The 22,778-nt window shown below is 30.7% G+C and carries 20 protein-coding genes and 2 tRNA genes; 4 read left to right on the top strand and 18 right to left on the bottom strand.

What is annotated here, in order from left to right; genetic code table 11:
• From FBE93_RS02280 to FBE93_RS02215, 14 genes are all read right to left on the bottom strand, one after another.
• Nucleotides 1-1,140, bottom strand: a complete 1,140-nt coding sequence (locus tag FBE93_RS02280; protein WP_002933625.1) for a hydrogenase small subunit — start codon at nucleotides 1,138-1,140, stop codon at nucleotides 1-3.
• Between the two features lie 119 nt (nucleotides 1,141-1,259).
• Nucleotides 1,260-3,101: a bifunctional tRNA (5-methylaminomethyl-2-thiouridine)(34)-methyltransferase MnmD/FAD-dependent 5-carboxymethylaminomethyl-2-thiouridine(34) oxidoreductase MnmC gene (gene mnmC, locus FBE93_RS02275; RefSeq protein WP_002933621.1), complete on the bottom strand. Its 1,842-nt coding sequence runs from the start codon at nucleotides 3,099-3,101 to the stop codon at nucleotides 1,260-1,262.
• Nucleotides 3,098-5,077, bottom strand: a complete 1,980-nt coding sequence (locus tag FBE93_RS02270; RefSeq protein ID WP_165434140.1) for an N-acetylmuramoyl-L-alanine amidase — start codon at nucleotides 5,075-5,077, stop codon at nucleotides 3,098-3,100. The genes mnmC and FBE93_RS02270 overlap by 4 nt, the downstream gene beginning before the upstream one ends.
• Entirely contained in the window at nucleotides 5,077-6,168 is a 1,092-nt protein-coding gene (locus tag FBE93_RS02265) for a nitronate monooxygenase family protein (RefSeq protein ID WP_002857924.1), read from the bottom strand. Before FBE93_RS02265 ends, FBE93_RS02270 begins: the two co-directional genes overlap by 1 nt.
• The gene (gene tyrS, locus FBE93_RS02260; RefSeq protein ID WP_002856563.1) at nucleotides 6,165-7,370 is read right to left on the bottom strand and encodes a tyrosine--tRNA ligase; all 1,206 of its coding nucleotides are present in this window, start codon (nucleotides 7,368-7,370) and stop codon (nucleotides 6,165-6,167) included. Before tyrS ends, FBE93_RS02265 begins: the two co-directional genes overlap by 4 nt.
• An 11-nt stretch (nucleotides 7,371-7,381) precedes the next feature.
• Nucleotides 7,382-9,577 (bottom strand): bifunctional (p)ppGpp synthetase/guanosine-3',5'-bis(diphosphate) 3'-pyrophosphohydrolase, encoded by a 2,196-nt coding sequence (locus FBE93_RS02255; RefSeq protein ID WP_002866265.1) that lies wholly within the window; start codon nucleotides 9,575-9,577, stop codon nucleotides 7,382-7,384.
• A complete protein-coding gene (locus FBE93_RS02250) occupies nucleotides 9,561-9,785 on the bottom strand; it encodes a DNA-directed RNA polymerase subunit omega (RefSeq protein ID WP_002853464.1) in 225 nt (74 codons plus the stop codon). The genes FBE93_RS02255 and FBE93_RS02250 overlap by 17 nt, the downstream gene beginning before the upstream one ends.
• 10 nt (nucleotides 9,786-9,795) lie before the next feature.
• On the bottom strand, nucleotides 9,796-10,515 hold the full coding sequence (pyrH, locus tag FBE93_RS02245) for a UMP kinase (RefSeq protein WP_002854049.1): 720 nt from the start codon (nucleotides 10,513-10,515) through the stop codon (nucleotides 9,796-9,798).
• A gap of 51 nt (nucleotides 10,516-10,566) precedes the next feature.
• On the bottom strand, nucleotides 10,567-11,760 hold the full coding sequence (locus FBE93_RS02240; protein WP_002933616.1) for a M23 family metallopeptidase: 1,194 nt from the start codon (nucleotides 11,758-11,760) through the stop codon (nucleotides 10,567-10,569).
• A complete protein-coding gene (locus FBE93_RS02235; RefSeq protein WP_002933614.1) occupies nucleotides 11,757-12,563 on the bottom strand; it encodes an FtsX-like permease family protein in 807 nt (268 codons plus the stop codon). Before FBE93_RS02235 ends, FBE93_RS02240 begins: the two co-directional genes overlap by 4 nt.
• A complete protein-coding gene (locus tag FBE93_RS02230) occupies nucleotides 12,550-13,215 on the bottom strand; it encodes an ABC transporter ATP-binding protein (protein WP_002856386.1) in 666 nt (221 codons plus the stop codon). Before FBE93_RS02230 ends, FBE93_RS02235 begins: the two co-directional genes overlap by 14 nt.
• Nucleotides 13,216-13,285: 70 nt before the next feature.
• The gene (gene trmB / locus FBE93_RS02225) at nucleotides 13,286-14,464 is read right to left on the bottom strand and encodes a tRNA (guanosine(46)-N7)-methyltransferase TrmB (protein ID WP_002933613.1); all 1,179 of its coding nucleotides are present in this window, start codon (nucleotides 14,462-14,464) and stop codon (nucleotides 13,286-13,288) included.
• Entirely contained in the window at nucleotides 14,464-15,699 is a 1,236-nt protein-coding gene (locus tag FBE93_RS02220; RefSeq protein ID WP_165434139.1) for a fibronectin type III domain-containing protein, read from the bottom strand. Before FBE93_RS02220 ends, trmB begins: the two co-directional genes overlap by 1 nt.
• Nucleotides 15,644-16,612 carry an RluA family pseudouridine synthase gene (locus FBE93_RS02215; protein ID WP_004313924.1) on the bottom strand — a complete coding sequence of 323 codons (969 nt, stop codon included), beginning with the start codon at nucleotides 16,610-16,612 and terminating at the stop codon, nucleotides 15,644-15,646. Before FBE93_RS02215 ends, FBE93_RS02220 begins: the two co-directional genes overlap by 56 nt.
• 77 nt (nucleotides 16,613-16,689) lie before the next feature.
• On the opposite strand from FBE93_RS02215, the gene FBE93_RS02210 reads away from it, so the two are divergent.
• A complete protein-coding gene (locus tag FBE93_RS02210) occupies nucleotides 16,690-17,790 on the top strand; it encodes an FtsW/RodA/SpoVE family cell cycle protein (protein ID WP_002853654.1) in 1,101 nt (366 codons plus the stop codon).
• 53 nt (nucleotides 17,791-17,843) lie between these two features.
• Nucleotides 17,844-17,920 (top strand) — tRNA-Ile (locus FBE93_RS02205).
• Nucleotides 17,921-18,026: 106 nt separating this feature from the next.
• Here the strand turns inward: FBE93_RS02205 and FBE93_RS02200 are convergent.
• Nucleotides 18,027-18,102 (bottom strand) — tRNA-Phe (locus tag FBE93_RS02200).
• A gap of 139 nt (nucleotides 18,103-18,241) precedes the next feature.
• Between FBE93_RS02200 and FBE93_RS02195 the strand changes: the two genes are divergently transcribed.
• The gene (locus tag FBE93_RS02195; protein ID WP_165434138.1) at nucleotides 18,242-19,585 is read left to right on the top strand and encodes a TrkH family potassium uptake protein; all 1,344 of its coding nucleotides are present in this window, start codon (nucleotides 18,242-18,244) and stop codon (nucleotides 19,583-19,585) included.
• Nucleotides 19,586-19,595: 10 nt separating this feature from the next.
• Nucleotides 19,596-20,246, top strand: coding sequence for a TrkA family potassium uptake protein (locus FBE93_RS02190; RefSeq protein ID WP_002853664.1), 651 nt, complete (start codon nucleotides 19,596-19,598; stop codon nucleotides 20,244-20,246).
• Here the strand turns inward: FBE93_RS02190 and FBE93_RS02185 are convergent.
• From FBE93_RS02185 to FBE93_RS02175, 3 genes are read right to left on the bottom strand one after another with little or no spacing between them, the layout of a single operon-like run.
• A complete protein-coding gene (locus FBE93_RS02185; protein WP_002933608.1) occupies nucleotides 20,243-20,914 on the bottom strand; it encodes an MqnA/MqnD/SBP family protein in 672 nt (223 codons plus the stop codon). The two genes, FBE93_RS02190 and FBE93_RS02185, sit on opposite strands and share 4 nt — an antisense overlap.
• A 5-nt stretch (nucleotides 20,915-20,919) precedes the next feature.
• A complete protein-coding gene (gene upp / locus FBE93_RS02180) occupies nucleotides 20,920-21,546 on the bottom strand; it encodes a uracil phosphoribosyltransferase (RefSeq protein ID WP_165434137.1) in 627 nt (208 codons plus the stop codon).
• Nucleotides 21,543-22,778, bottom strand: coding sequence for a malic enzyme-like NAD(P)-binding protein (locus FBE93_RS02175; protein WP_002933607.1), 1,236 nt, complete (start codon nucleotides 22,776-22,778; stop codon nucleotides 21,543-21,545). The genes upp and FBE93_RS02175 overlap by 4 nt, the downstream gene beginning before the upstream one ends.

Genomic DNA, 22,778 nt, shown 5'->3' with positions numbered 1-22,778 from the left:
TTATTCCTTATCTTTTTGAATGGAAGATATAACTGCGTGTGCTGCTATAGCAACGCCTGTGAGTGTAAGCACACCTATACCGATTTTATCTGAAACACTATCCGCACCCAAACCAAAAACAGTATCAAATTTACGACTAGCCATAGGCTCTTCAAAAGGTCCCATAGTATCCCAAAAATTAGGCTCAGAACAACCTATACAACCATGCCCTGCTTGAATAGGCCAAGAAGTGTGCTGGTTAAATCTCTCTCTTGAGCAATTATTAAAAGTATAAGGTCCTTTACAACCTACTTTATAAAGACAAAAACCTTGTTTTGCTCCTTCATCTCCAAAAGCATGTACAAATTCACCCGCATCAAAATGTCCGCGTCTTTCACAAAGATCATGAATTCTTAAACCATAAGCCCATTTTGGTCTATTATACACATCAAGTGCTGGTAACTCACCAAATAATAAATAATGAAGTACATTACCCACTATATTTTTTTCACTTGGAGGACAGCCTGGAACATTGATCACAGTTTTACTTGTTACTTTGCTTAAAGACTGCGCGTTACTAGGATTTGGTCTTGCGGCTTGAATTCCTCCAAAGCTAGAACAGGTTCCTATAGCAAAAATCGCCAAAGCATTTTCACTTGCCATTTTTGAAAGCTCATAGCCTGTTTTTCCATGTGCACCTATGGTTAAAAAATGCTCCGTATCACCCATAGGGATACCACCTTCAACCATTAAAATGTATTTATTTTTATGCTTTTGAATGGCACTTTCTAAATTTTCTTCAGCTTGCCAACCTGCTGCAGCCATCACTGTTTCGTGATATTCTAAAGAAATATAATCAAAAATCAAACTATCAATCGTTGGAGTATCACTTCTTAACAAACTCTCACTACAGCCTGTACACTCAGCCATATGAAGCCACACAACAGGAAGCCTATCAGCAAGCTCAGCAGCTTTTGCCACCATAGGAGTAAAACTCGCTGGCAAAGCCAAAAATGCCGTCATAGCACCTGCCCATTTCATAAAATCCCTTCTAGAAAAACCTGACTTTTCTAATGCTTTTGTAATACTATCATTGTCTTTCAAAGAAGGAAGCTTTTCAAGAGTCGATAAACGCGACTCTATTTGATGATAATCAATCATTATATTTCCTTTGTAACATGAAATTTATTCTCTATAATAATAAAATAAAGGAAGTTAAAATAAAGTTAAAAACTTACTATCATAAGCAAATATTAGCATCACTCTTAATTAAAGCTTAATCATAAGCCTTTTTTAAGTTTGCGAATCAAAAATCTTGCAGGGTGAATAGCGTGGATGTATTTTTTTTCTAAACACAAGGGTTCATTATTTATCAATGCACACAAATACCTTGCCGCTAAAACACTTGTACTAAAACCCCTTGACCCATGAGCAAAATTAAAATACAAATTACAAGACATTTTAGCTGGTTTTTGCTCCTTATTTTTTGTCCATAATAAAGCTTTATATTCTTCTTTATAAAACGCTTCATCATAAGCATTTCCAACTATCATAAAGCGATCACTCGAATAAGATCTAAAACCTACTTTAGAACCTATGATTTCTAATTTTGTATTTTTATCTATAAATTCGGCTATATTTTCTATATTTTGTTTATCATCTTCTTCTTTTGATTCTAAACTTGCATTAAGCCTATCATAACTTGCTCCAATCACTTGCAAATCATCTTTTATAGGGCAAATATAAGCCTTAGAAGATAAAGGAAATGGGGTATCTAAAAAAGGTTTTAGATGTGTAACTTGACCTCTTACTTTACTTAATTTCATCTCATCATAAAAAACAAAGTCTTTTGTATCTGCACCCATAGCATAAATCAAAACCGCATAATCACTTTTAACAATATTATTTTTAAAATTTAAACTAAAACACTCATTTTCAAATTTATAAGCTTGAAATTCATGATTAAAATATATACAAGCTTTGCTTTTTTCAAAAAGATTTTTAACCAAATTTTTTGGAAAAATCACTCCACCCCCTTCTAAAAAAGCTTGATTTTTTGAAATTTTAAACAAAATATTTTCTCTTTGTGCGTTAAATCTTTCTTGCATCAAATCATTATGTGCAAACTCCATCACACCTTTAAATTTTAAATCTAAAATTTGTCTATAAAAACGGCTTGCTTCTATAAAAGAAAGCTCTGAAAACTCCCCTAAATTTACCTTAGGCTTTAAGATTAAAGAGCTTAAAATTCCACTTTCATTTCCGCTTGCACCCTTGCCTAATTCTAAATGTTTTTCAAAAACATCTATTTCAAAACCCCTTAAACTAAGCTCATAAGCTAAAACAGCACTTGATATACCCGCACCAATAATAGCTACTTTTTTATTTTTTAAAGATGAAAATGTTCTTGAAAAATACGCTTCTTTGTCTTTAAACTCAAGCTCATTTTCCAAATAAGCTTTAATCATTTCTCTTTTTCTAAAACCTTTGGTTTTTTCTACTCTAAAACCATATTTTTTTAAATTTTTTTGTAAAAAACCTGCCGAAGAAAAGGTGCAAATTTGTGTATTTTTTTTAGAAAGTCTTGCCACTTCAAAGATTAAATTTTCATCAAACATTTGCGAGTTTTTATTTGGAGAAAATCCATCTAAATACCAAACATCAGCTTTAAAATCCAATTCTTTTAAAACAGCTATATCTTCAAAAACAAGATCTAAAAAACAATCTTCAAAATAAAAACGATAAATTCCTTCTTTAGCTTTAGGATAAAATTTTAAAAATTGCTCTAAAAGCTCTTTAAACTCTTCATAAAATCTTAGTTTTTGATAAATTTCTCTTAATTGTTCTTTTTCGATATAAAAAGCTTCTACACTAATATAAAAAAGTTTTTTAGGACGCTTAGAAGGAGTGGTTTCTAAAAAGCGTTTCAAAGTAAGAAAAAAATTTAAACCTATACCAAAACCACTCTCTGCGATAATGAAATTTTCTTGATTTTTCCATTCAAAAGAATGAGCATAAACAAATTTGCTTTCATTTAAGCCATCTTTGGAATTAAAATAAAAATCATCAAAATCCAAAGAAAAAGGAGTATTATCCTTAAAAATTAGCTTAGCTTTTTTCATCGGTTGTTATAAAAATAACTCTCAACTCCATCGGCAATACCCTTAACCAATAAATCTTGAAAAGCTTTATTGGCGATTCTTTTGCCTTCATTTGGATGTGTGATATAGCCAATTTCAATCAAAATTGCAGGCATTTGCGCACCTACTAAAACCCAAAAAGGCGCTTCTCTTACACCACCATCTACAATTTTATACTTTTTACGTGTTTGAGTGAGTATATTTTTTTGTACATCAATGGCTAGTTTATTTGAAGCAACGATTTTTTCACGATTTAAGAAATTTAAAATACTTTGTTTTGAGAAATAATTAATCTCTTCAAAATCTCCTTGATTTTCTTTTTCTGCTGCTTTTTTACTTCTTTCACTTCTTGCAGGACTTAAAAAGAAAGTTTCCACGCCTTCGCTACTTTTGGCCTTGACAGCATTGGGTGCTGCATTAGCATGTATAGAGATAAACAAATCCGCTCTTTTATCATTAGCATATTTAGTTCTATCGCGAAGATTGATAAATTTATCCGAACTTCTAGTGTAAAGTACTTTATAACCGCGTTTTTTAAGTTCATTTCCAAGTTTTAAAGCCGCACTTAAAACTATATCTTTTTCTTTTAAACTTCCTTTTTTATCACTTAGAGCACCGCTATCTTTTCCACCATGCCCCGCATCGATAACTATAAGTTTTCCTGATTTGTATTTCACGCTTAAGGTTTTACTAAAGCTTTGAGTTGCTTTTTTATCTATATTTTGATTTGAAGTTTGCACATGAAAACCTAAAGTGAGATTTTTATTATCCAACTTTTTTAAAAGTTTAAATTCTTTAGGAGCACTCAAAACCACACGAACAGTTTTTGGATTGTATTGAGTAACTGTAATCACATTTTGTCCAAAAGTAAAGCTTTTTCTATTACCTTCCAACACACCTTTAAAACTTACAACATATCGGAATTTTTGATCTTTGGTTTCAAATACTGCTATTTCTTTTTCATCCAAATCATCGCTCAAATTTAACACAACAGCATTAGAAATTTTATCCACATCTAAAACATATAAAGGTCCTTGATTTTCTTTTTCGTTATTGGTTTTTTTATCTTGTTTTTTTGTTTCTAAAACTTTGGTTTTAATTTCTGTTTTTTGATCTTGCTTTTTCTCTGAAATTTTACTAACTTGCTCAGTCTTTTTTTGGCTAGTAGTTTCTTTTGAAAAAATTAATTTTTCTTCTTTAAAAGATATATCAATAGGAATTTTTTCTTTAGCATAAACCACTATGCGTATGGTTTTGGGATTAAATTGTGAAATCACTAAACGATAGTCATCAAATTTAAACTCTTTTTTACCCCCCTCTAAAACCCCCTCAAAATCACTAATAAAACGATAGTTTCCTTTTTCGTCTAAAGCAAAACTTTTTAATTGATCCTTATTTAAATCTGCATTTAGTTCAAACTCTACACCTTGGTTTGTTTTACTTGACTTTAAAACATAAATTTTATCATCGCTTTTTGCTTTAGAAACGATACTACTCTCTGGTGCTTGCGAAGTTTTAGAATTTGTTTTTTCTGTATTTTTTATTTGTTCGTTAGATGATTTTTTTTCATTTTTTTGAACTGTTTTTATAGGTTCAAAAGTTGATTTTTCAGTGTCTTGAGAAATATTTTGAACCTTAATATCTTTAATAACAGCCTTTCTTAAAGCATTAATACTTGCTTCACTTATACCACTTTCTTTTAACTCATTAGCATATGACTTGTCATCTAAATTTAAAGTATTTGAACTGATGATCAATCTTTTTAAAATTTCAATTTTAGTTTTTTCATCTTCATTAATAACACTTTGTATATAAAGGCTTTTGAGCTGATGGTGAAATTTTACTTGTACTTCACTTTTAGAACCGATAAAATTTTTATCGAAATTTGCAAGTTCATTTTCATAGGCTCCAAAAAGAGTTGTAAAAACAAATACTAAAAATACAAAAATTTTAGCCATTATTCACCATTAACCAATTTTTCCATAAGTTCTTTAACACTGATAAGCTTATCTAAACGATATCCATTTGCACCTGTAAAGAAAAGCCCTGTTTCTTTTTTACCTGACCACGCATCAAAAAGCCTATCTGCTATACAATACCCTACTTTAGTTGCCTCTTTTCCGCGTCCACAAGGTGCTACACAATTGCTTATACAATTGATCTTTGGACCCATTCTTTTATCTACCAAATTTAAAAGATTGGTTCTAACCCCACGTGCAGGATAGCCCACAGGAGATTTAATAAGCTCTATATCTTCTTCTTTAGAAGCTAGCAAAACGCTTTTAAACTCTTCACTCGCATCACATTCAAAAGTTCCTATGAAACGCGTTCCCATTTGAACACCACTAGCCCCTAAAGAAATAGCGTTTTCTATATCTTTTTTATCCCAAATTCCACCCGCAGCAATCACAGGAAAAGATCCCCAATTTTTAGCCTCTTCTACCACAGGAGCGATTAATTTTTCTAACTGATAATTTGGATCTAAGCACTGTTCATAAGTAAAACCTTGATGACCTCCACTTTTTGGCCCTTCTAAAACCACTGCATCAGGCAAGCGATTGTAACGGCTTTGCCATCTTTTGCAAATAATTTTTAAAGCCTTTGCAGATGAAATGATAGGCACTAAAGCCACATCAGGAAAATCTGCAGTAAATTCAGGTAAATTTGTAGGAAGTCCAGCACCTGAAACAATCACATTAAAACCAACTTCACAAGCATCGCGTGCTATTCTTGCATAATCATTACTTGCACATAAGATATTACACCCTAAAGGTGCATCGCCACAAACTTTTCTTGCATTATTAATCAAAGCTTGCAAACCCTTGCGTGAGTAAAAATTTTCACTTCCATAAGGCTTAGCATTTAATTCTTTACTTGCATACTTTCTTTCTTCATAATATCCTGTTCCCACAGAAGAAATGATCCCAAGTCCACCATTTAAAGAAACTGCAGAAGCTAATCTATCCCAGCTTATGCCTAGTCCCATTCCCCCTTGAAAAATGGGATATTTTATAGTATGTTTTCCTATTTGTAAGGGTTGTAAATTCATTCTTTTACCTTTAATTTTGCAAATTTTCTTTTACCTATTTGTAAGATGTATTCTCCTTGTTCTAAATGCATTTGCTCGTCGCTAACTTTTTGAGAATTTACACTTACTGCATTAGCACTGATGCTTCTTCTTGCCGCAGAAGTAGAACTTTCCAAACCACATTCAACCAAAGCCTTAGCAAGCCAAATTTTTCCTTGTATTTCAAATTCAGCCATATCACTTGGTAAAGCATTTTGAGAATGAATCCTATCAAATTCAGACTTAGCATTATTAGCCTCTTCTTTGGAGTGAAAACGCTCCGTAATCTCTAAAGCTAAATTTTCTTTAGCTTTTTTAGGATGTAAATTGCCTTGTTCTATATCTTTTTTTATTTGCGCGATTTCTTCTAGACTTTTTTGACTTAAAAGTTCATAATATCTAAACATCAATTCATCACTAATACTTAAAATTTTAGCATACATATCATTAGCTTTTTCTGTAACACCAATGTAATTATTTAAACTCTTACTCATTTTGTTTACACCATCTAAACCTTCGAGTAAAGGCATCATAATCACAGCTTGTTCTTTTCCTATGTTATAAACTCTTTGAAGCTGTCTTCCCATTAAAAGATTAAATTTTTGATCCGTTCCGCCCATTTCAATATCGCTTTTTAAAGCCACGCTATCATATCCTTGAAGTAAAGGATACAAAAACTCGCAAATCGAAATAGGGCTTTGCTCTTTAAATCTCTTGGTAAAATCGTCACGCTCAAGCATTCTAGCTACACTAAAAGTTGAAGTAAGCTCTACTATACCCGCAGCTCCAAGTTCATTAAGCCAAGTAGAATTAAACTTAATCTGTGTTTTTTCTTTATCCAAAACCTTAAAAACCTGCGTTTCATAAGTTTTAGCATTGATTAAAACTTGCTCTTTATCCAGCTTTTTACGCGTTGCACTTTTTCCACTTGGATCGCCAATTTGTCCCGTAAAATCTCCAATCAAAAATTGCACAATAGCTCCATGTTTTTGCAAAAAAGCCATTTTTGTTAAAACCACACTATGGCCTAAATGTAAATCAGGTGCTGTAGGATCAAATCCTGCCTTTATGAAGAAATTTTCACCCTTTTCATAATAATTTTTAATTAAATTTTCTATTCTTTCTTCATCAATAAGCTCTGCACAGCCACGCTTAACTTCTGCTAATATTTTTTTTATATCCATAATAAACCTTTTTAACCTTCTTTATAAGCATCATTTAAAGATGTAAAATCTAAAATTTTACAACGAGATTTTAACCTATCCTTGACACTATCTGGATTGATATTATCAGGAATTTCCATTGTAATCTCAAAATAATCTACCGCCGAATTTAAATCACTTGATAAATTAATTGTTAATAAATTTATCTGCATTTTAGCTAAAAATGCCAAAAATTCCGCTAAAACACCTTTTTTATTTTCCAAAGAAAAAATCAATTTATAAGATTTAGGGATGTTAGAATCCCATTTTATAAATACCATATCTTGATTATTATCTATCATTTTATCAGCTCTATCGCAAAGCTTATGATGGACAATAGCGTTACCACCTTTAACAAAAGCTAAAACAGCATCACCTCTTTTTGGATGGCAGCAAAAATCAAAATCCACATTAGCGATTTTATGGTTACAATATAGAGTAAAATTTCCTATTTTTTGCTCTTTAATCTCATATTTATCAAACCAATATGACTTCTTGGCGTATTTTTTAAGACCATTGACTATATCTTTCAAATAAGCACTATCTGTTGCTACTTGTCTAATACGTCTGGCTAAATTTTCTTTTTCTATCCAAGTTTCAATTCTGTTTTTATCAACTCCAAAAATAAAACTTAACATATTAATAGAACTTGCTAGATTAATCTCTCTGATTTTTTGCTTACAAAATTCCCTTATACTTGCTTTTGCTTTTCCTGTTTTAACACTATCTATCCAAGAACAGCGATAAAATTTATCATTGCTAGTAACCACTCGCACAATATCGCCATTTTTAAGCTCGGTTAACAAAGGTACTTTAATACGATTTACATAAGCACTTTTTGCATGAAGCCCTACTTTAGTATGTACTTCATAGGCAAAATCAAGAACCGTTGCACCACGAGGCAAAGTGAAAATTTCTCCCTTAGGAGAATAAACTGCGACATCTTCAACATAAAGACTATCTTTAGCATATTCATAAAGTTCAATAGCATTATAATCTTCTGCATTTTCAAGATTGTTTATACTTTGCATTGAAATATCTGTAAGCCAATCAAGACGAGGCGCAACCACACTGCCATCTTCTTTATATTTCCAATGCGCTGCTATACCAAATTCCGCAATTTTATGCATATCAAAAGTTCGAATTTGTGCTTCTATAATACTTTTAGCATCAAAAAGTGTGGTGTGTATAGTTTGATAACCATTTTGTTTAGGCAAGGCTATATAATCCTTAAAACGCGAAACCAAGGGATTAAAATGTGTATGTAAAATTCCCAAAGCCAAGTAACAATCACTTACTTTTTCAACCAAAATTCTTACCCCAAGCAAATCAAGAACTTCTTCAATACCAATGCCTTTTCTTTGCATTTTAAGATAAATAGAATAACTATGCTTAATGCGTTTTTGAATTTCAAAACTACCTTGTCTAAAGCCATTGCTCAAAAATAAAAGTTCGATTTTGGAAATAAATTCATTTAAACCTAATTGCATTTCTTGATTATTGGAGTTGATATAATTGTCAATAAGCTTATACTCATCTGGCATAAGATATTTAAAACTAAGATCTTCCAAATAATTTTTTATGCTTGAAATACCGAGTCTATGGGCTATTGGAGCATATACAACTAAAGTTTCTTCGCTGATTCTTTTTTGCTTATCTTCTCTTAGAATATCAAGAGTAAGCATATTATGCAGCCTATCGCATAACTTCACAATCAAAACCCCAACATCTTCAATACTTGCTAAAAGCATATTTCTGAAAGTCAAGGCTGATTTAGTTAAACTTTTTTTAGATTTTGATGAAATGAGATTATCTTCTCTAATTTCTATAATTTTAGTAAGTCCTAAAACAAGTTTTAAAACCTCAGAACCAAACTGCTCTCTAAGTTCTTCTTCAGTGCAGTTTGTATCTTCAATCACATCATGCAATAAAGCAGCTAAAATATTGCTTTTATTTTCACTTAAAAATCCAACCAGTGTCGCTACCAAAATAGGATGCACTGCATAAGGCTCTCCACTTTTTCTAAACTGCCCTTCATGGCAAAATATACAGTAATCTACCGCTTTTTCAAGAATGGCATCATGGCCACAAATTTCGAAAAGCAAAGCCTTAGCAGCTTCTAAATCTTTACAATTTTTTACATTATCGATTAATTGTTCAAGCAATAATTCTTCATCGATTGGTTTCAACTAAACCCTCTAAAGTGATTTTATTTTCTGCAATTTCATATAAAGCTATATCTGCAAGTTTATTTTTATTTTTATCAAAGTCTACCAAAGGGGTCGCTCCATTCGCCAATTGTTCCGCTCTTTTTGCTACCACTAAAGAAAGGCGATATCTATCATTACCCATTTTTTCCAAAGCTTTTGCCGCTACTTCTTCTATTCTTTTATCCATAATTTTCTCCTTAATTATTTTTAACGATTGAACAAAGGCTAGTATCACCTTGTATGATTTTAAGTAAATTACCCTCTTCAAACATATTACAAACCACAATAGGAAGTTTGTTATCTTTAGCTAAAGCTATAGCTGTATCATCCATCACTTTAATATTATCTTGCATAGCCTCATCATAACTTAAAGTATTTAAAAATACTGCATCATCAAATTGTTTTGGATCTTTATCATAAACTCCATTAACTTTTGTAGCTTTTATTACCATATCTGCATCAATTTCCACAGCTCTTAAAATAGCTGTTGTATCTGTAGTAAAATAAGGGTTTCCAGTACCTGCGGCAAAAACCACAACACGACCCTTTTCTAAGTGTCTTTGTGCTCTTCTCATAATATAAGTTTCACAAAATGCTTCCATCTGAATGGCGCTTTGAACCCTAACTTCAAGTCCAGAGCTTTCCAAAGCTTCTTGTATAGCAATAGCATTGATAACCGTAGCAAGCATTCCCATATGATCTCCACTTGTCCTTTTAATCAATCCGCCCTTAGCAGCACTTACTCCGCGAATAATATTACCACCGCCTATAACTATGCCTACTTCTATTTGATTTTTTATAAGTTCTTTAATCTCTGAAGCTATGAATTTTAAAATAGAATTTTCTATACCAAAGCCATTTTCACCTGCTAAAGCCTCTCCTGAAAATTTTACTAAAACTCTTTTTCTCTCTTGCATTATTTCTCCTTATTTAACTTGAAATTATATTTTAAATTCCATTAAATTTAGCTAATTTAAGCTAATGAGTTCCAAAGGATTGATATGAAAATTTTTTTGAGTTACTTCGAAAGTAAGATCATTTTTTATTCTACCCACTACGGCACCTTTTTTAATATTCTTACCAACTTTAATATTAGGAGCAATCTTATCTAAATGTGCGTATATTGTATGTATGCCATTATCATGTTCAACAATAACAACTCGAGCTAACATACTAGTATCTTTGGCAAAAACTATTTTTCCATCTAGCACATTTTTAACAACTGCATCGCTTTTATTGCTTCTTAAAACTACATTCTCGTTAAAAATTTTAAGATTGTAAACAGGATCAACATAATTTCCAAATTTTTGCTTCACAGTAAAAGAATCCAATGGAGCTATGGTTTTTTTTCCTGTGTAACGCTTGACTGAACTTCCTTGATAGCTTGAACCTAATTGTCTTATTTTTTGATTATTTTTTACTATTTTAGTATCATTTTTGTTTGAATTTGCATCTTCTTTATCATTAATAATTTTTAATTGATTTAATGTTTTTCTAAGCTCTTCTTGCTGAGCTTGCAAATCATCGAGTTTTTTTGCATATATAGCTCGATCTGTTTTTTGTTTATTAATTTCGCTAATTTGTTTTTGTTTTAAACTTTGAAGCTTGGCTAATTGAGCGTTGTAATCCTTAAGACTTTCATTGATTTTCTTAATCTGAGCTTGTTTATCATCAATAAGCCTGCTTACTCCCTCATAATCTTTAGAAATTTTAAAAATTTCTTCATTTAAAACTTTGTTTAAACTTCCTAAAATTTCAAAAGCCATAAAACTTTCTTCACTTTCAATATAGCCTTGAGAGATAGGTAAATCATAAGCAAAATCTTTAGCCATTAAAGATATAAGCTTACCTTCCATATTTGATTTACTTTTAAGCAAATCTTCATTTTGGCTTGTAAGGGTGTTTAACTCTTGATTTTGAGCCTTAGCACTTGCTTCAAGCTTAGAAGTTTGTGAATTTAAGCTTTCAATTTGCAAACTTAGATCTTTCAAACTTTTTTCACCATTTAAAATATCGCTAGCCAAATCTTCAAGTTTTTTATTTAGCTGTTCTTGTATGCGTTTATTTTCTTCTAAACTTTTTGTTTTTTCATTTATAGCGTTTGCTAAACTTATATCAACAAATAAAAAAAAACAAAAAAAGATAAGAATATTTTTTCTCATCTTTTAACCTTAAACATAACCGTATTTACACACAACAAGCAAATAAACAAAGTAGCTAAAAAAATTAAAGTCAAATGTAAAATAAAATTAATAGGTGGAAAAATAATATCTACAGCCTTTAAACTTTCTTGGATAATAGAAAGATCAAAAATTTGGGTAAAAAAGGCAAGTAAAATAACAAAAGCAATAAAACAATCAACCACAACCACCTTATAAAGCATAAAAGATCTAAACCAAAACGGGGCTCCAAATAAACACATAATTTCAATACGATCGGTATGTTCATAAAGCCAAATTCTCATCTGTTTTAAAAACAAAACAAAGGCAAGCAAAATAATGATAAATAAAAACAACCAAAAAACAAATTTCATCAAAATAAGCAAAGAGTATATCTTATCATGGGTTTTAGAAAAAGTTTCAACCTTACTAACACCTACAATATTTAAAAGTTGATTTTTAATCGAATTTAGTTCATTTTGATCGGGCAAAGAATTTAATTTTAAAGTATAAAATTTCGGCAGAGAATCTTTTAAAACTTTCAAATTCTTTTCAGAAACATCATTTTTCAAACGATCGATTAAATCCTTAGGATCCAAAGATTCAAGTCCAGCAAAAAATGGTATTTTTGTTTTTACTACATTCTGATCAAGTTCAGTTTTGCTGACAACTATAATATTATAATCTTTATTAACAAGTTCTTCATAATGCTTTAAAGTTGCATTTGTAATCAAAATAAATTCAAAAGCAAACATCATAAAAAGTAAAGGTAAAATTAAAGATAAATGTGTTTTAAAAAATTTCATTCATTTTTCCATTTTCTATATTAAAACGACGATAATCCACTCTTAAATTACTAGGAATTCTATGTGTTACCACTATAACACAAGTTCCTAAAAGCTCTCTAGCAGACTTTAAAAGAGTCCATATAATATCAGAAGAATACTCATCCAAATTTCCCGTTGGCTCATCGCAAAGCAAAAGCTTTGGATTATGAGCTAAAGCCCTAGCCATAGCGACGCGTTGTTGCTCACCACCGCTAAGTTGATTAGGCAATTTATCTGCTTTAAAAGTTAAATTTACATGCTTTAAAAGCTTAGCAGCTTGATCATGGCATACTTTTTTGCTATAACCCTTAATCATTAAAGGCAACATAACATTTTTTTCAACACTATATTCTTGTACAAGTTTATAATCTTGAAAAATAATCCCTATTCTTTGACGCAATTTTAAAAGTTCTAAATTTCCAATTTTATTCATCAAAGATCCACATACTTCAAGCTTACCAGAAATAGGTTCTAAATCTCCATAAAAAGACTTTAAAAGCGTACTCTTACCACTCCCACTTTTACCCGTAATAAAAACAAAATCATCATCCTTAAAAGCAAAACTTGCTTCTTTAATAACTAATTCATCATAACCTAAAGTAAGTTTATTTGCTTGGATTAAATTAGGCATCCTTTTTCCTTAATTTCCCTTATTTAAATTTTTAAATTATGCTTTATTTTTGCTTAACTTTCAAGAAAAATTATATTTTAAACTGAACTTTTAAAATTTCTTTTAATTCATTTATCGCTTTAATATTTTCTTGAATTTTAAATGGTTCTTTAAAAGCAAAATCGATCGTTTTATCAAGATGCAAATAGCAATGTTCAGGCTTATTAAAAGCTCCAAAAGCAACCTTTAAAAGCAAATTCTCATCTTGTTTATAGATGCTTTCAAAATGTAAGAAAAAATCATCTTTTTTTATAGTAATATTTTTAAAATTCTGCTCTATTTTTTTCAAATCCTCTTTAGAAAATTCAACCGATGAAAGATTAAATTCATTTAACTCATAGTTTTTACACTCTTGGTTAAAATTCCAAACCCAAAGATCATATATATTTTTTTCTTGCTTTTTCCATCTATCTTCATATTTGCTTGAAATTTCTAAATTTTCATTTTTTCTAAGACTAAATTTTGGAGCAGGAAAAGTCAAAAATTGTTCTAAAGTAAAATTAAAATACTCAAAACTATCTGTTCTAAGTTCAAAACGACCATTTTGGGTTAAAACCCTAGCACATTCTTTGCAAAAATCTTTCCCAATAACTCGCCTATGAGGCTTTTTGTCCCAAGGAACAGGAAAATGTAGAAAAATCTTTTCAACTGATTTTGATTTTAATACACTCAATAACAATCTTGCATCACTTTGGATTAGCAAAATATTATTTACATTTTGCACTTTAGCAAGTTTAGCTACTTGAGTTAAAGCTGGGTTGTAAATTTCCACCCCTAAAATTAAAACATTTGGATTTTCTTTTGCTTGATAAAGCAAATGTCTTCCTGATCCAAAGCCTATTTCTATATAAATTTTACCTTGAAGTCTAGATAAAAGCTCATCAAAATTATCAACGATAAATGGTGTTTTTTCAATTAAAGCATTGTTTTTAAGTCCAAAAGCTTCATTGATAATATCCTCACAAAAACCTTCTTTAAAGATTTTTAAAGCCTTTTGCAAATAACCTATTTTAGAAGGTTTTGTATGTTTATCGCCTTTAATCACAAAACCATTTTGTGCTTTTTTAATCTGCAGAAAAAAACTCTCTTCTTGAACCTTTGTATAAATAAGACTAACATTATCATTCTTAGCAAGCCAAAGAAATTCAACATCATCCTTACTATAAGGCAGATTTATTTCTTTGATCTTTTTGCTTTTAAAATTTGGCACTACTGAGCCGCCTTAACTTTGCTTGAAGGTTCTGAACGAAGCCCGGCTGAATCAATAGCAATAACTTCATAACTATATTCCACCCCTGGCAAAGCTTTTACATCTTTTAATCGCTTTTCTTTAATGCCTTTAAAAACTGCATTTTGCTCCCCGCCATAGCGTCTTACTTCATACTCAACAGCTCTAGTATCATTATCGCTCCATTCTAAATTTATCCCTTCGCTTGTACTTTGAGCCAAAATAATACTAGGAGCCAAAGGGTTGCCTAAAGTTTTACCTTCTACACCATCTTTTGGCATAGGACTTTCAAGACCATCTTTATCCACCATTGTTACTTTATAATACTTGCTTTTACCTGCTCCTTCTACTATATCCTCATAAGAATTTTTATCAGTCTTTGCCAAAACACTAAAAGGAAGGAAGCTCGAGCTCGTAGAATAAACTTTATAATAAGAAAAATCTTTATATGCAGGAGTATCCCAAGTTAAAATGATTTTATTAGAACCATCTGTGCTAGCACTTAAATGCTCAACTTGAGGAGGTAAAGCCTTGCTTGTAGAACTTACAACTTGACTTGGCTCACTCTTTATCCCATTAAAACTCACAGCAATGATTCTATAGCTTGAATTTTCATTAGGTTTTAAATCACTATCGATGTATTCAGCGTTTAAACGATTTTTTACTTCTGCAATTTTTTTAAATTCTTTATCATCACCTTTAGTTCTTTCAATAATATAAGAATCAACTCTAAAATCAGGATGCGGACGCCAAATAAGTTTAATACGATTAGGCAAATTAGTCACAGCTTGAACAAAAGGAATAGCTTCAAGTCTTGGAGCTGTGCTCACTTCTATAACCTTGCCATCTTCTGAAATTTGTCCTTGCTCATTAAAGCTTTTCATCATATAACGATACTTAGTACCAGGCTCTAATTTAGTATCTACATAATGAGTTTGAAACTTATCTTTAATAGTACCTACAAGTTTAAAATCAGGATTTTCATCACTAGAACGATACAAATAAAATCCTTTAATATTTTCATTATATAAAGGCTCCCATTCAAAAGCAATATTACTCATATCACTAAGACTTTTTAAACTTTCAACCTTTGGCAAGCTTTCATTTACAGCAGGCTCTTTACTTGAAGCTAGTGAATTCATTTGCGAAACACTACAAGCGCTAAGCAAAAGAGTTAAAAAACTCAAGTAAAAACTCAAGCGAAATCTTTTCATCATTCTCTCCTAAATTAATTTGTTTAAACATAATATTTTTAAAATCTTCCATCAAAGGTGCTTTAACAAAAATTTGCTCTTTGGTTTTTGGATGGATAAAATACAAAAAATAAGCATGCAACATTATCCTACAATCATACTTACCCTTATAACCATATAAACTATCACCTAAAATATGGCGATTTAAACTAGCCAAATGCGCTCTAATTTGATGAGTTCTTCCTGTAAAAAGCTTAGCAGCCATCAAAGTTAAATTTTCAGTTTTTACTACATTTATAAAAGCTGATTTTGCGTTTTTACTGAATTTATTTTCCTTATCTATGGCTATTTTTTTAATAGCATTAGAAGGCGAACGCATTAAAAATTTTTCTACTATAATTTTATCTTCTTTTAGTGGCAAATCAATTAACGCAAGGTAAATTCTTCCCATGCTTTTATCTGCAAGCTGTTCGCTTAATTTTTGATGGGTGAAGTTATTTTTCGCTATCAGTATAGCTCCGCTTGTATCTTTATCTAATCTATGAACAAGACCAGCTCTTATCTCTCCTCCTAAATTTGATAAAGTATATTTTTTTTCTATTAACCAATCCACCAAAGTGGCATTTTTAACGCTACTTGCTCCATGAACGACTAAATTTGAAGGTTTATTTAAAACAAGCAAGTCTTCATCTTCGTATAACACATCAATATCAAAATCCACTTCAAACTGAGGTTTTATCTCATTGCAAAGCTTTAAACTTGCAATAGAAATAATATCACCATTTTTAAGCTTAAATGAATTTTTATCTTGAATTTTATCATTAACCTGTACACAATCTTTTTCTATAAGTAAAGCAACTTGATTGCGACTTTGGTTTAATTTTTTAGCCAAAAATACATCAAGCCTTGAATTTTCATCTACTAAAAAAGTTTGCATTTTTTCCTTAGAGGTTTTGATAAATTTAAAATTTTAGTTTATAATTATAGCTTTATATTACCAACTGAAGGCAAATTTTGTTTAGATTAGATAGAAGAATTTTAACTCATTTTGACTATATGCAACCCATTTTATTTTTACCCATAATTCTTATTTCATTTTTCTTAATCTTTGAAGCTAATCCTTTTTTAGCAGAAAAACAGTTTGTTTATGCCTGTGTGGGATTGTTTGCTTTTATGGTTTTTTTCTTCTTTCCCATAAGGAAATTTATTTGGATTATTCCTGTTGCTTATTGGATTAATATTTTTTTATTGCTAAGCGTAGATATTTTTGGGGTTGAAAAATTAGGTGCTAAAAGATGGCTTGAAATTCCTTTTACTCACTTTACTATACAACCTTCTGAAATTTTTAAACCTAGTTTTATTTTAATGCTTGCCTATCTTATTTATCAAAATCCTCCTCCAAAAAATGGATACAAACTTAAACAATTCATCAAACTTAGCTTTTACATCATCTTGCCTTTTTTGCTAATTGCAAAAGAACCTGATTTAGGAAGTGCTATGGTTTTACTACTTGTTGGTTTTGGAGTGCTTTTTATCATGGGAGTTCATTATAAAATTTGGTTAAGTATTGTTATAGCTATAAGTGTTAGCTCTCCTATTATTTATACACATCTTTTAAAGCCCTACCAAAAGCAAAGAATTCATGATTTTATTTCAGAAAAACCAAGTTATCAAGTAGCCCAATCAATGATAGCTATTGGAAATGGTGGTTTAACCGGAAAATCTCAAGATGAAGCTACGCAAACTCATTTTAAATTTTTACCTATTTCAACTAGTGATTTTATTTTCGCTTACATGATAGAAAGATTTGGATTTATTGGGGGATTGACATTAATTATATTTTATATTTTACTTATTTTTCATCTACTTAGTTTAAATTATAAGCTTAAAGATGATTATTTTGCTAGAGTTGCTATTAATTGTGTTGCATTATTTATTTTTATTTATGCGGCAGTAAATATTTCAATGACTATAGGTTTTGCACCAGTAGTTGGGATCCCTTTGCCTTTTTTTAGTTATGGTGGAAGTTCTTTTACTATTTTTATGATTTTTTTTGGAATTTTACAGCATTTAATCACTTTTAGATATTTTTGGACGGATATAAAGGCTAAATAAAATATTTTTAAGCATTAATAAGATATAATTTTATCTTTTAATTCAACTTAGGCGGATTTATAGCTCAGTTGGTTAGAGCAACCGGCTCATAACCGGTTGGTCGCAGGTTCGAGTCCTGCTAAATCCACCATTCTACATATAAGCTATAGACTCTTTCTTTAAAAATAATTTTTAGTTCTTTAAATATTTCAATCTTATATAAAAAAGTATGTGATGTGATTTTTTGAAAGATAAAGTGGTGGTTAGAGGCAGAATCGAACTGCCGACACGCAGATTTTCAGTCTGCTGCTCTACCGACTGAGCTATCCAACCACGATGTTTAATAAAGTAAAAATGTAATTGTATCTTTTTTTCTTTAATTTAAGTTTAAATACAAAAATAAAATTTTATTTCCCTTAAAGTTTTAATAAGATAGAATACCCGCTTTAGATCATTATCAAATGGAAATTTTTTGAAACAATTTGGACTAGATAGACGAACTTTTAAAATTTTACTAGCTGGTTATATTATTATTGCATTGTTTGGGGCTTTATTGCTACATTCAAGCTGGGCACATACAACTCCTATTGATTTTTTAGATGCCTTTTTTACAAGCACATCTGCTGTTAGTATGACAGGATTAGTAGTTAAGAACACTGCGGTTGACTTTACCTTAGCAGGGCAAATTATTATCTTAGCTTTGGTACAAATTGGCGGTTTAGGATATATGGGTATAGGTTTATTTGTTTATATACTTATACGCAAAAAAGTTGGTTTTGGTGCAAGAAATTTACTAAAAGAGTCTTTATTTTATCCATCAATGGATGGTTTATTTAAATTTTTTAAAAAGGTTTTGCTGTTCATTTTTACTATAGAATTGATAGGTGCTATACTTCTTACCATGCGTTTTGCCCTTGAAATGAATTTTAAGAAAGCTTTATGGTTTGGAATTTTTCATTCTATTAGTGCTTTTAATAATTCTGGATTTACTATATTTGAACATGGACTTATAGCTTATAAACATGATATAGCAATTAATCTTATTATCACTTCTTTGATTATTATTGGAGGGCTTGGATATTTTGTTTTGGTTGAATTATACTTTTTTCAAAGAAAAAAATTGCAAAATTTAAGCCTACATACAAAAATGGTTGTTGTTGCAAGTATTTTTCTTATTTTCTCTTCAACGCTTATTATTTTTGCTTTTGAATACTCAAATCCTCAAACTATAGGACATTTTTCATTTTTTGATAAAATTTTAAGCTCATATTTTATCGCTATTAATTACCGCACAGCAGGATTTAACACCTTAGATATGGGACATTTGCATGATGCAAGCTTATTTTTTGGATCATTGTTTATGGTTATTGGTGGTGCACCAGGAGGAACAGCTGGGGGTATGAAAGTAACAACTGTAATGGTTTTATTACTCTATGCTTATTGGAGTATCCGCGATGGAAGAGTTAGAATTTTTGGACATGAAATTCCAAGAGAAACTATATCTAAAGCTTTTATTATAGCTGTAGGTTCAGCTGTTTATATAGTAATAGCTGTTATTTTGCTTTCCTTGCTAGAGTCAAAATTTGATTTTATAGCCTTGCTTTTTGAAACTTCTTCAGCTTTTGCAACCGTAGGAATTTCAGTAGGAAATAGTGGAACTTTATCTTTATGTGCTTTATTTAGTGATCCTAGCAAGGTGATTATCATCATTATGATGCTAAGTGGCAGGATAGGTGTTTTTGCTTTTTTACTCTCGGTATTCAAACAAGACAAAGCTATTCATTTAAAATTCCCTGAAGGAAAGGTTAATTTATAAAGGTAAAATCGTGAAAAATCTTAATTATGGAATCATAGGACTTGGAAAATTTGGATCAGTTGTAGCAGATGAACTCATTGCTGGAGGTCATACTGTTATCGTTGCGGATAAAGATGAGGAAGCTTTAAAAAGTATACAAAATCCTCCAAGCTATGCTTATATTTTAGATTCTACAAATATTTCAGCCCTAAAAGAAGCAGGCTTTCATGATGTTGAAGTTGTTATTGTTAGCATAGGAGAAAATGTTGAAAAATCAATCCTTACTCTTATGGCGCTTAAAGATATAGGTGTTAAAAATATCATTGCTAAAGCAACCTCTAATATCCATGGTCAAATTCTTTCTAAGTTAGGTGCAACAAAGGTTATTTATCCTGAAAAAGAAAGTGCTAAAAGACTAGTAAAAGAATTTTTAACTAAAGATGCTGATTATGAAGTTTTTGATCTTTCAGCAAATACTATACGAGCTATTAAGATCAATATAGATGAAAAATTAGCAGGAAATTCTTTAAAACATGTAGCACAAAATATGAAAGTGATTTCTTATAAAAAATTAAATAGCGACTGGGAAATACTACCTGATTTAGAAACCACGACGGTTTATAGTGGAGATGTTGTAATACTCCTTGGAACAGTTAAAGAACTTAGAGAATTTGAACACTAAGCAAGATTTAAAGTCTTACAAGCCTTTACAAAACGCTTTAAGGCTGTTTTTTCTTTAGTAGAAATTTTATGATATATAACTTCATCTAAATAATATCTAACATCTTTTATATCCAAATCCCTTGTTTTGGCATAATTTTGCAGTATATAATAAGGAATTTTAATCTTTATTTTTGGAAATTTTTTCAAAATTTGTTTATATAAAGTTTTTTTTTGCACACAAGAGAATCTAGCAAAAACAAAAGGCAACCCTGTTTTTTCGTGCCATTTTGCACATAAATCGATATATTTAGAAGAATCTTTTAGATAAAGCTTTAAAGCCTTATCACCTATAATTACTTTTCCATCTTGTTTTAATACTTTAGCTAAAGCATTTGAAGTTGCTGAACTTGGATCTTTGGCATTTAATGTATTTTTTTCTACTAAAACACTTAAAACTCTTTTATTAGCACAAATACCCAAATCTAAATTTTTATATTTTTTTCTAGCACTTTCTATGCTTGAAATGATAGCTGCATCAATTCTTCTATAAAATAAATCTTTATTTAGCTTACTTGGAACTCCTTTTTTATACTCCATACTTGCTTTATAACCATTAGGCAAGGGATATTTCTTAAGATATATATGCAAAGGTAAAAGATTAATATAATCAATTTTTCCAAAAATCATCTCTTTTAAAGAGTGTTAAACACTCTATCTCCTGCATCTCCAAGCCCTGGGATAATATAACCTTTTTCATTTAAACCTTCATCAATACAAGCCACAAAAACTTCTACATCATCATGCATTTGGCTAAATTTTTTCAAACCTTGTGGAGCAGCAAGTATGGATATAAATTTTATTTTTTTAACTCCTTGGCTTTTTAAAAAATTACAAGCCTCTATAGCAGTCCCACCTGTAGCAAACATAGGATCTATAACAATAGTAGTGCGTTTTTTTGCATCTTTGGGAAGTTTTTGAAAATAAAAATCCGCCTTTAAAGTTTCTTCATTTCTCACAAACCCCAAAAATCCAACACTTGCATCAGGAATCATCTTAAAAACACTTTCAAGCATTCCTAATGCAGCTCTTAAAATAGGACAAATCATAATTTTTTCATCAAGTTTTTTTACTGTAGTTTTTTGTATAGGTGTTGAAATTTCAATTTCTTTTAAAGAAAAATCTTTACTCGCTTCAAAAAGCAAAAAAGATGAAATTTCATCGATTAACATACGAAATTGAAAGGGCTTTGTCTCTTTAGCCCTTAAAATTCCTAATTTATGTTCGATCAATGGATGATTGATACAATGAATATTTTTCATTTTAAGCTTTCAAAATAAGCTTTCTCATCAAAATTTTTCACCTTAGCCACACCATCTTTTACTGCAGCTGCTGCTACAGCTGTACTTACTGCAGCTTTTACTCTTTCATCAAAAGGTTTTGGTATAACATAATCTCTTCCAAATTCTAAAGCGCTTAAATTATAAGCCTTTTTAACCTCATCGCTTACAGGAAGTTTTGCAAGATCTGCTAATGCTTTAGCAGCAGCTACTTTCATATTTTCAGTGATTTTACTTGCACGCACATCTAAAGCCCCACGGAAAATAAAAGGAAAACCTAAAACATTATTGATTTGATTTGGATAATCACTTCTTCCTGTTCCTACAATCGCATCTTTTCTAAGTCTAGCCACATCTTCAGGCATCACTTCAGGGATAGGATTTGCCAAAGCAAAAATTACAGGATCTTTTGCCATACTTAAAACCATTTCATCATCAAGAATTTTTGGTGCACTAAGTCCTAGGAAAACATCAGCTCCTTTTAAAACTTCTTTTAAAGTCTTTTCCTTAGAATCAACAGCAAATTCAAGCTTTTGAGGAGTTAAATCATTTCTATCCTTAGAAACAACACCTTTGCTATCTACTAAAATAATATTTTCAACCCCTAAATTTCTATACATCTTAGCACTTGCTATACCTGCAGCACCTGCGCCACTTACAACCACCTTAATGTCTTTAAATTTTTTACCGCTTATCTCCATAGCATTCATAAGTCCCGCAGTTGAAATAATAGCCGTTCCATGCTGATCATCATGCATTACAGGAATTCCTAAATCTTGCAAAGCCGCTTCAATTTCAAAACATTTTGGAGCAGCTATATCTTCTAAATTTATCCCACCCACAGTCGGAGTCAAAGCTTTGCAAAAATTTACAATCTCTTCCGCACTATGAACATTAATTTCTATATCATAAGCATTTACATTTGCAAATTTTTTAAACAAACAAGCCTTACCTTCCATAACAGGTTTTGAAGCCTGTGCTCCTATATTTCCAAGTCCTAAAACAGCAGAACCATCGCTAACTATAGCTACCAAATTAGCCTTATTTGTATAAGTATAAGCAAGCTCATTATCTTTAGCGATTTCAAGGCAAGGTTCTGCAACTCCTGGGCTATACGCCAAAGATAGATCATAACTTGTAGCCATTGGCTTACTTGGTACAATATCAATTTTCCCACCTAAATGGTATTTTAAAGCTTCTTCTTTTAAATTCAT

It is taken from the genome of Campylobacter sp. CFSAN093229, assembly GCF_011068225.1.
Lineage (GTDB): Bacteria > Campylobacterota > Campylobacteria > Campylobacterales > Campylobacteraceae > Campylobacter_D > Campylobacter_D jejuni.
This window is presented reverse-complemented; position numbering and strand designations above follow the sequence as displayed.

Coding starts and splice junctions, on each gene's coding strand:
- FBE93_RS02250 (WP_002853464.1), bottom strand. CDS start 9,785: ATGGATAAAAGAATAGAAGAAGTAGCGGCAAAAGCTTTGGAAAAAATG.
- FBE93_RS02175 (WP_002933607.1), bottom strand. CDS start 22,778: ATGAATTTAAAAGAAGAAGCTTTAAAATACCATTTAGGTGGGAAAATT.
- FBE93_RS02240 (WP_002933616.1), bottom strand. CDS start 11,760: ATGAGAAAAAATATTCTTATCTTTTTTTGTTTTTTTTTATTTGTTGAT.
- upp (WP_165434137.1), bottom strand. CDS start 21,546: ATGAAAAATATTCATTGTATCAATCATCCATTGATCGAACATAAATTA.
- FBE93_RS02280 (WP_002933625.1), bottom strand. CDS start 1,140: ATGATTGATTATCATCAAATAGAGTCGCGTTTATCGACTCTTGAAAAG.
- FBE93_RS02235 (WP_002933614.1), bottom strand. CDS start 12,563: ATGAAATTTTTTAAAACACATTTATCTTTAATTTTACCTTTACTTTTT.
- FBE93_RS02230 (WP_002856386.1), bottom strand. CDS start 13,215: ATGCCTAATTTAATCCAAGCAAATAAACTTACTTTAGGTTATGATGAA.
- pyrH (WP_002854049.1), bottom strand. CDS start 10,515: ATGCAAGAGAGAAAAAGAGTTTTAGTAAAATTTTCAGGAGAGGCTTTA.
- FBE93_RS02215 (WP_004313924.1), bottom strand. CDS start 16,612: ATGCAAACTTTTTTAGTAGATGAAAATTCAAGGCTTGATGTATTTTTG.
- tyrS (WP_002856563.1), bottom strand. CDS start 7,370: ATGGATATAAAAAAAATATTAGCAGAAGTTAAGCGTGGCTGTGCAGAG.
- FBE93_RS02185 (WP_002933608.1), bottom strand. CDS start 20,914: ATGATTTTTGGAAAAATTGATTATATTAATCTTTTACCTTTGCATATA.
- FBE93_RS02265 (WP_002857924.1), bottom strand. CDS start 6,168: ATGAATTTACAACCCTTACAAATAGGAAAACATACTATAAAATATCCC.
- FBE93_RS02270 (WP_165434140.1), bottom strand. CDS start 5,077: ATGGCTAAAATTTTTGTATTTTTAGTATTTGTTTTTACAACTCTTTTT.
- FBE93_RS02220 (WP_165434139.1), bottom strand. CDS start 15,699: ATGATGAAAAGATTTCGCTTGAGTTTTTACTTGAGTTTTTTAACTCTT.
- mnmC (WP_002933621.1), bottom strand. CDS start 3,101: ATGAAAAAAGCTAAGCTAATTTTTAAGGATAATACTCCTTTTTCTTTG.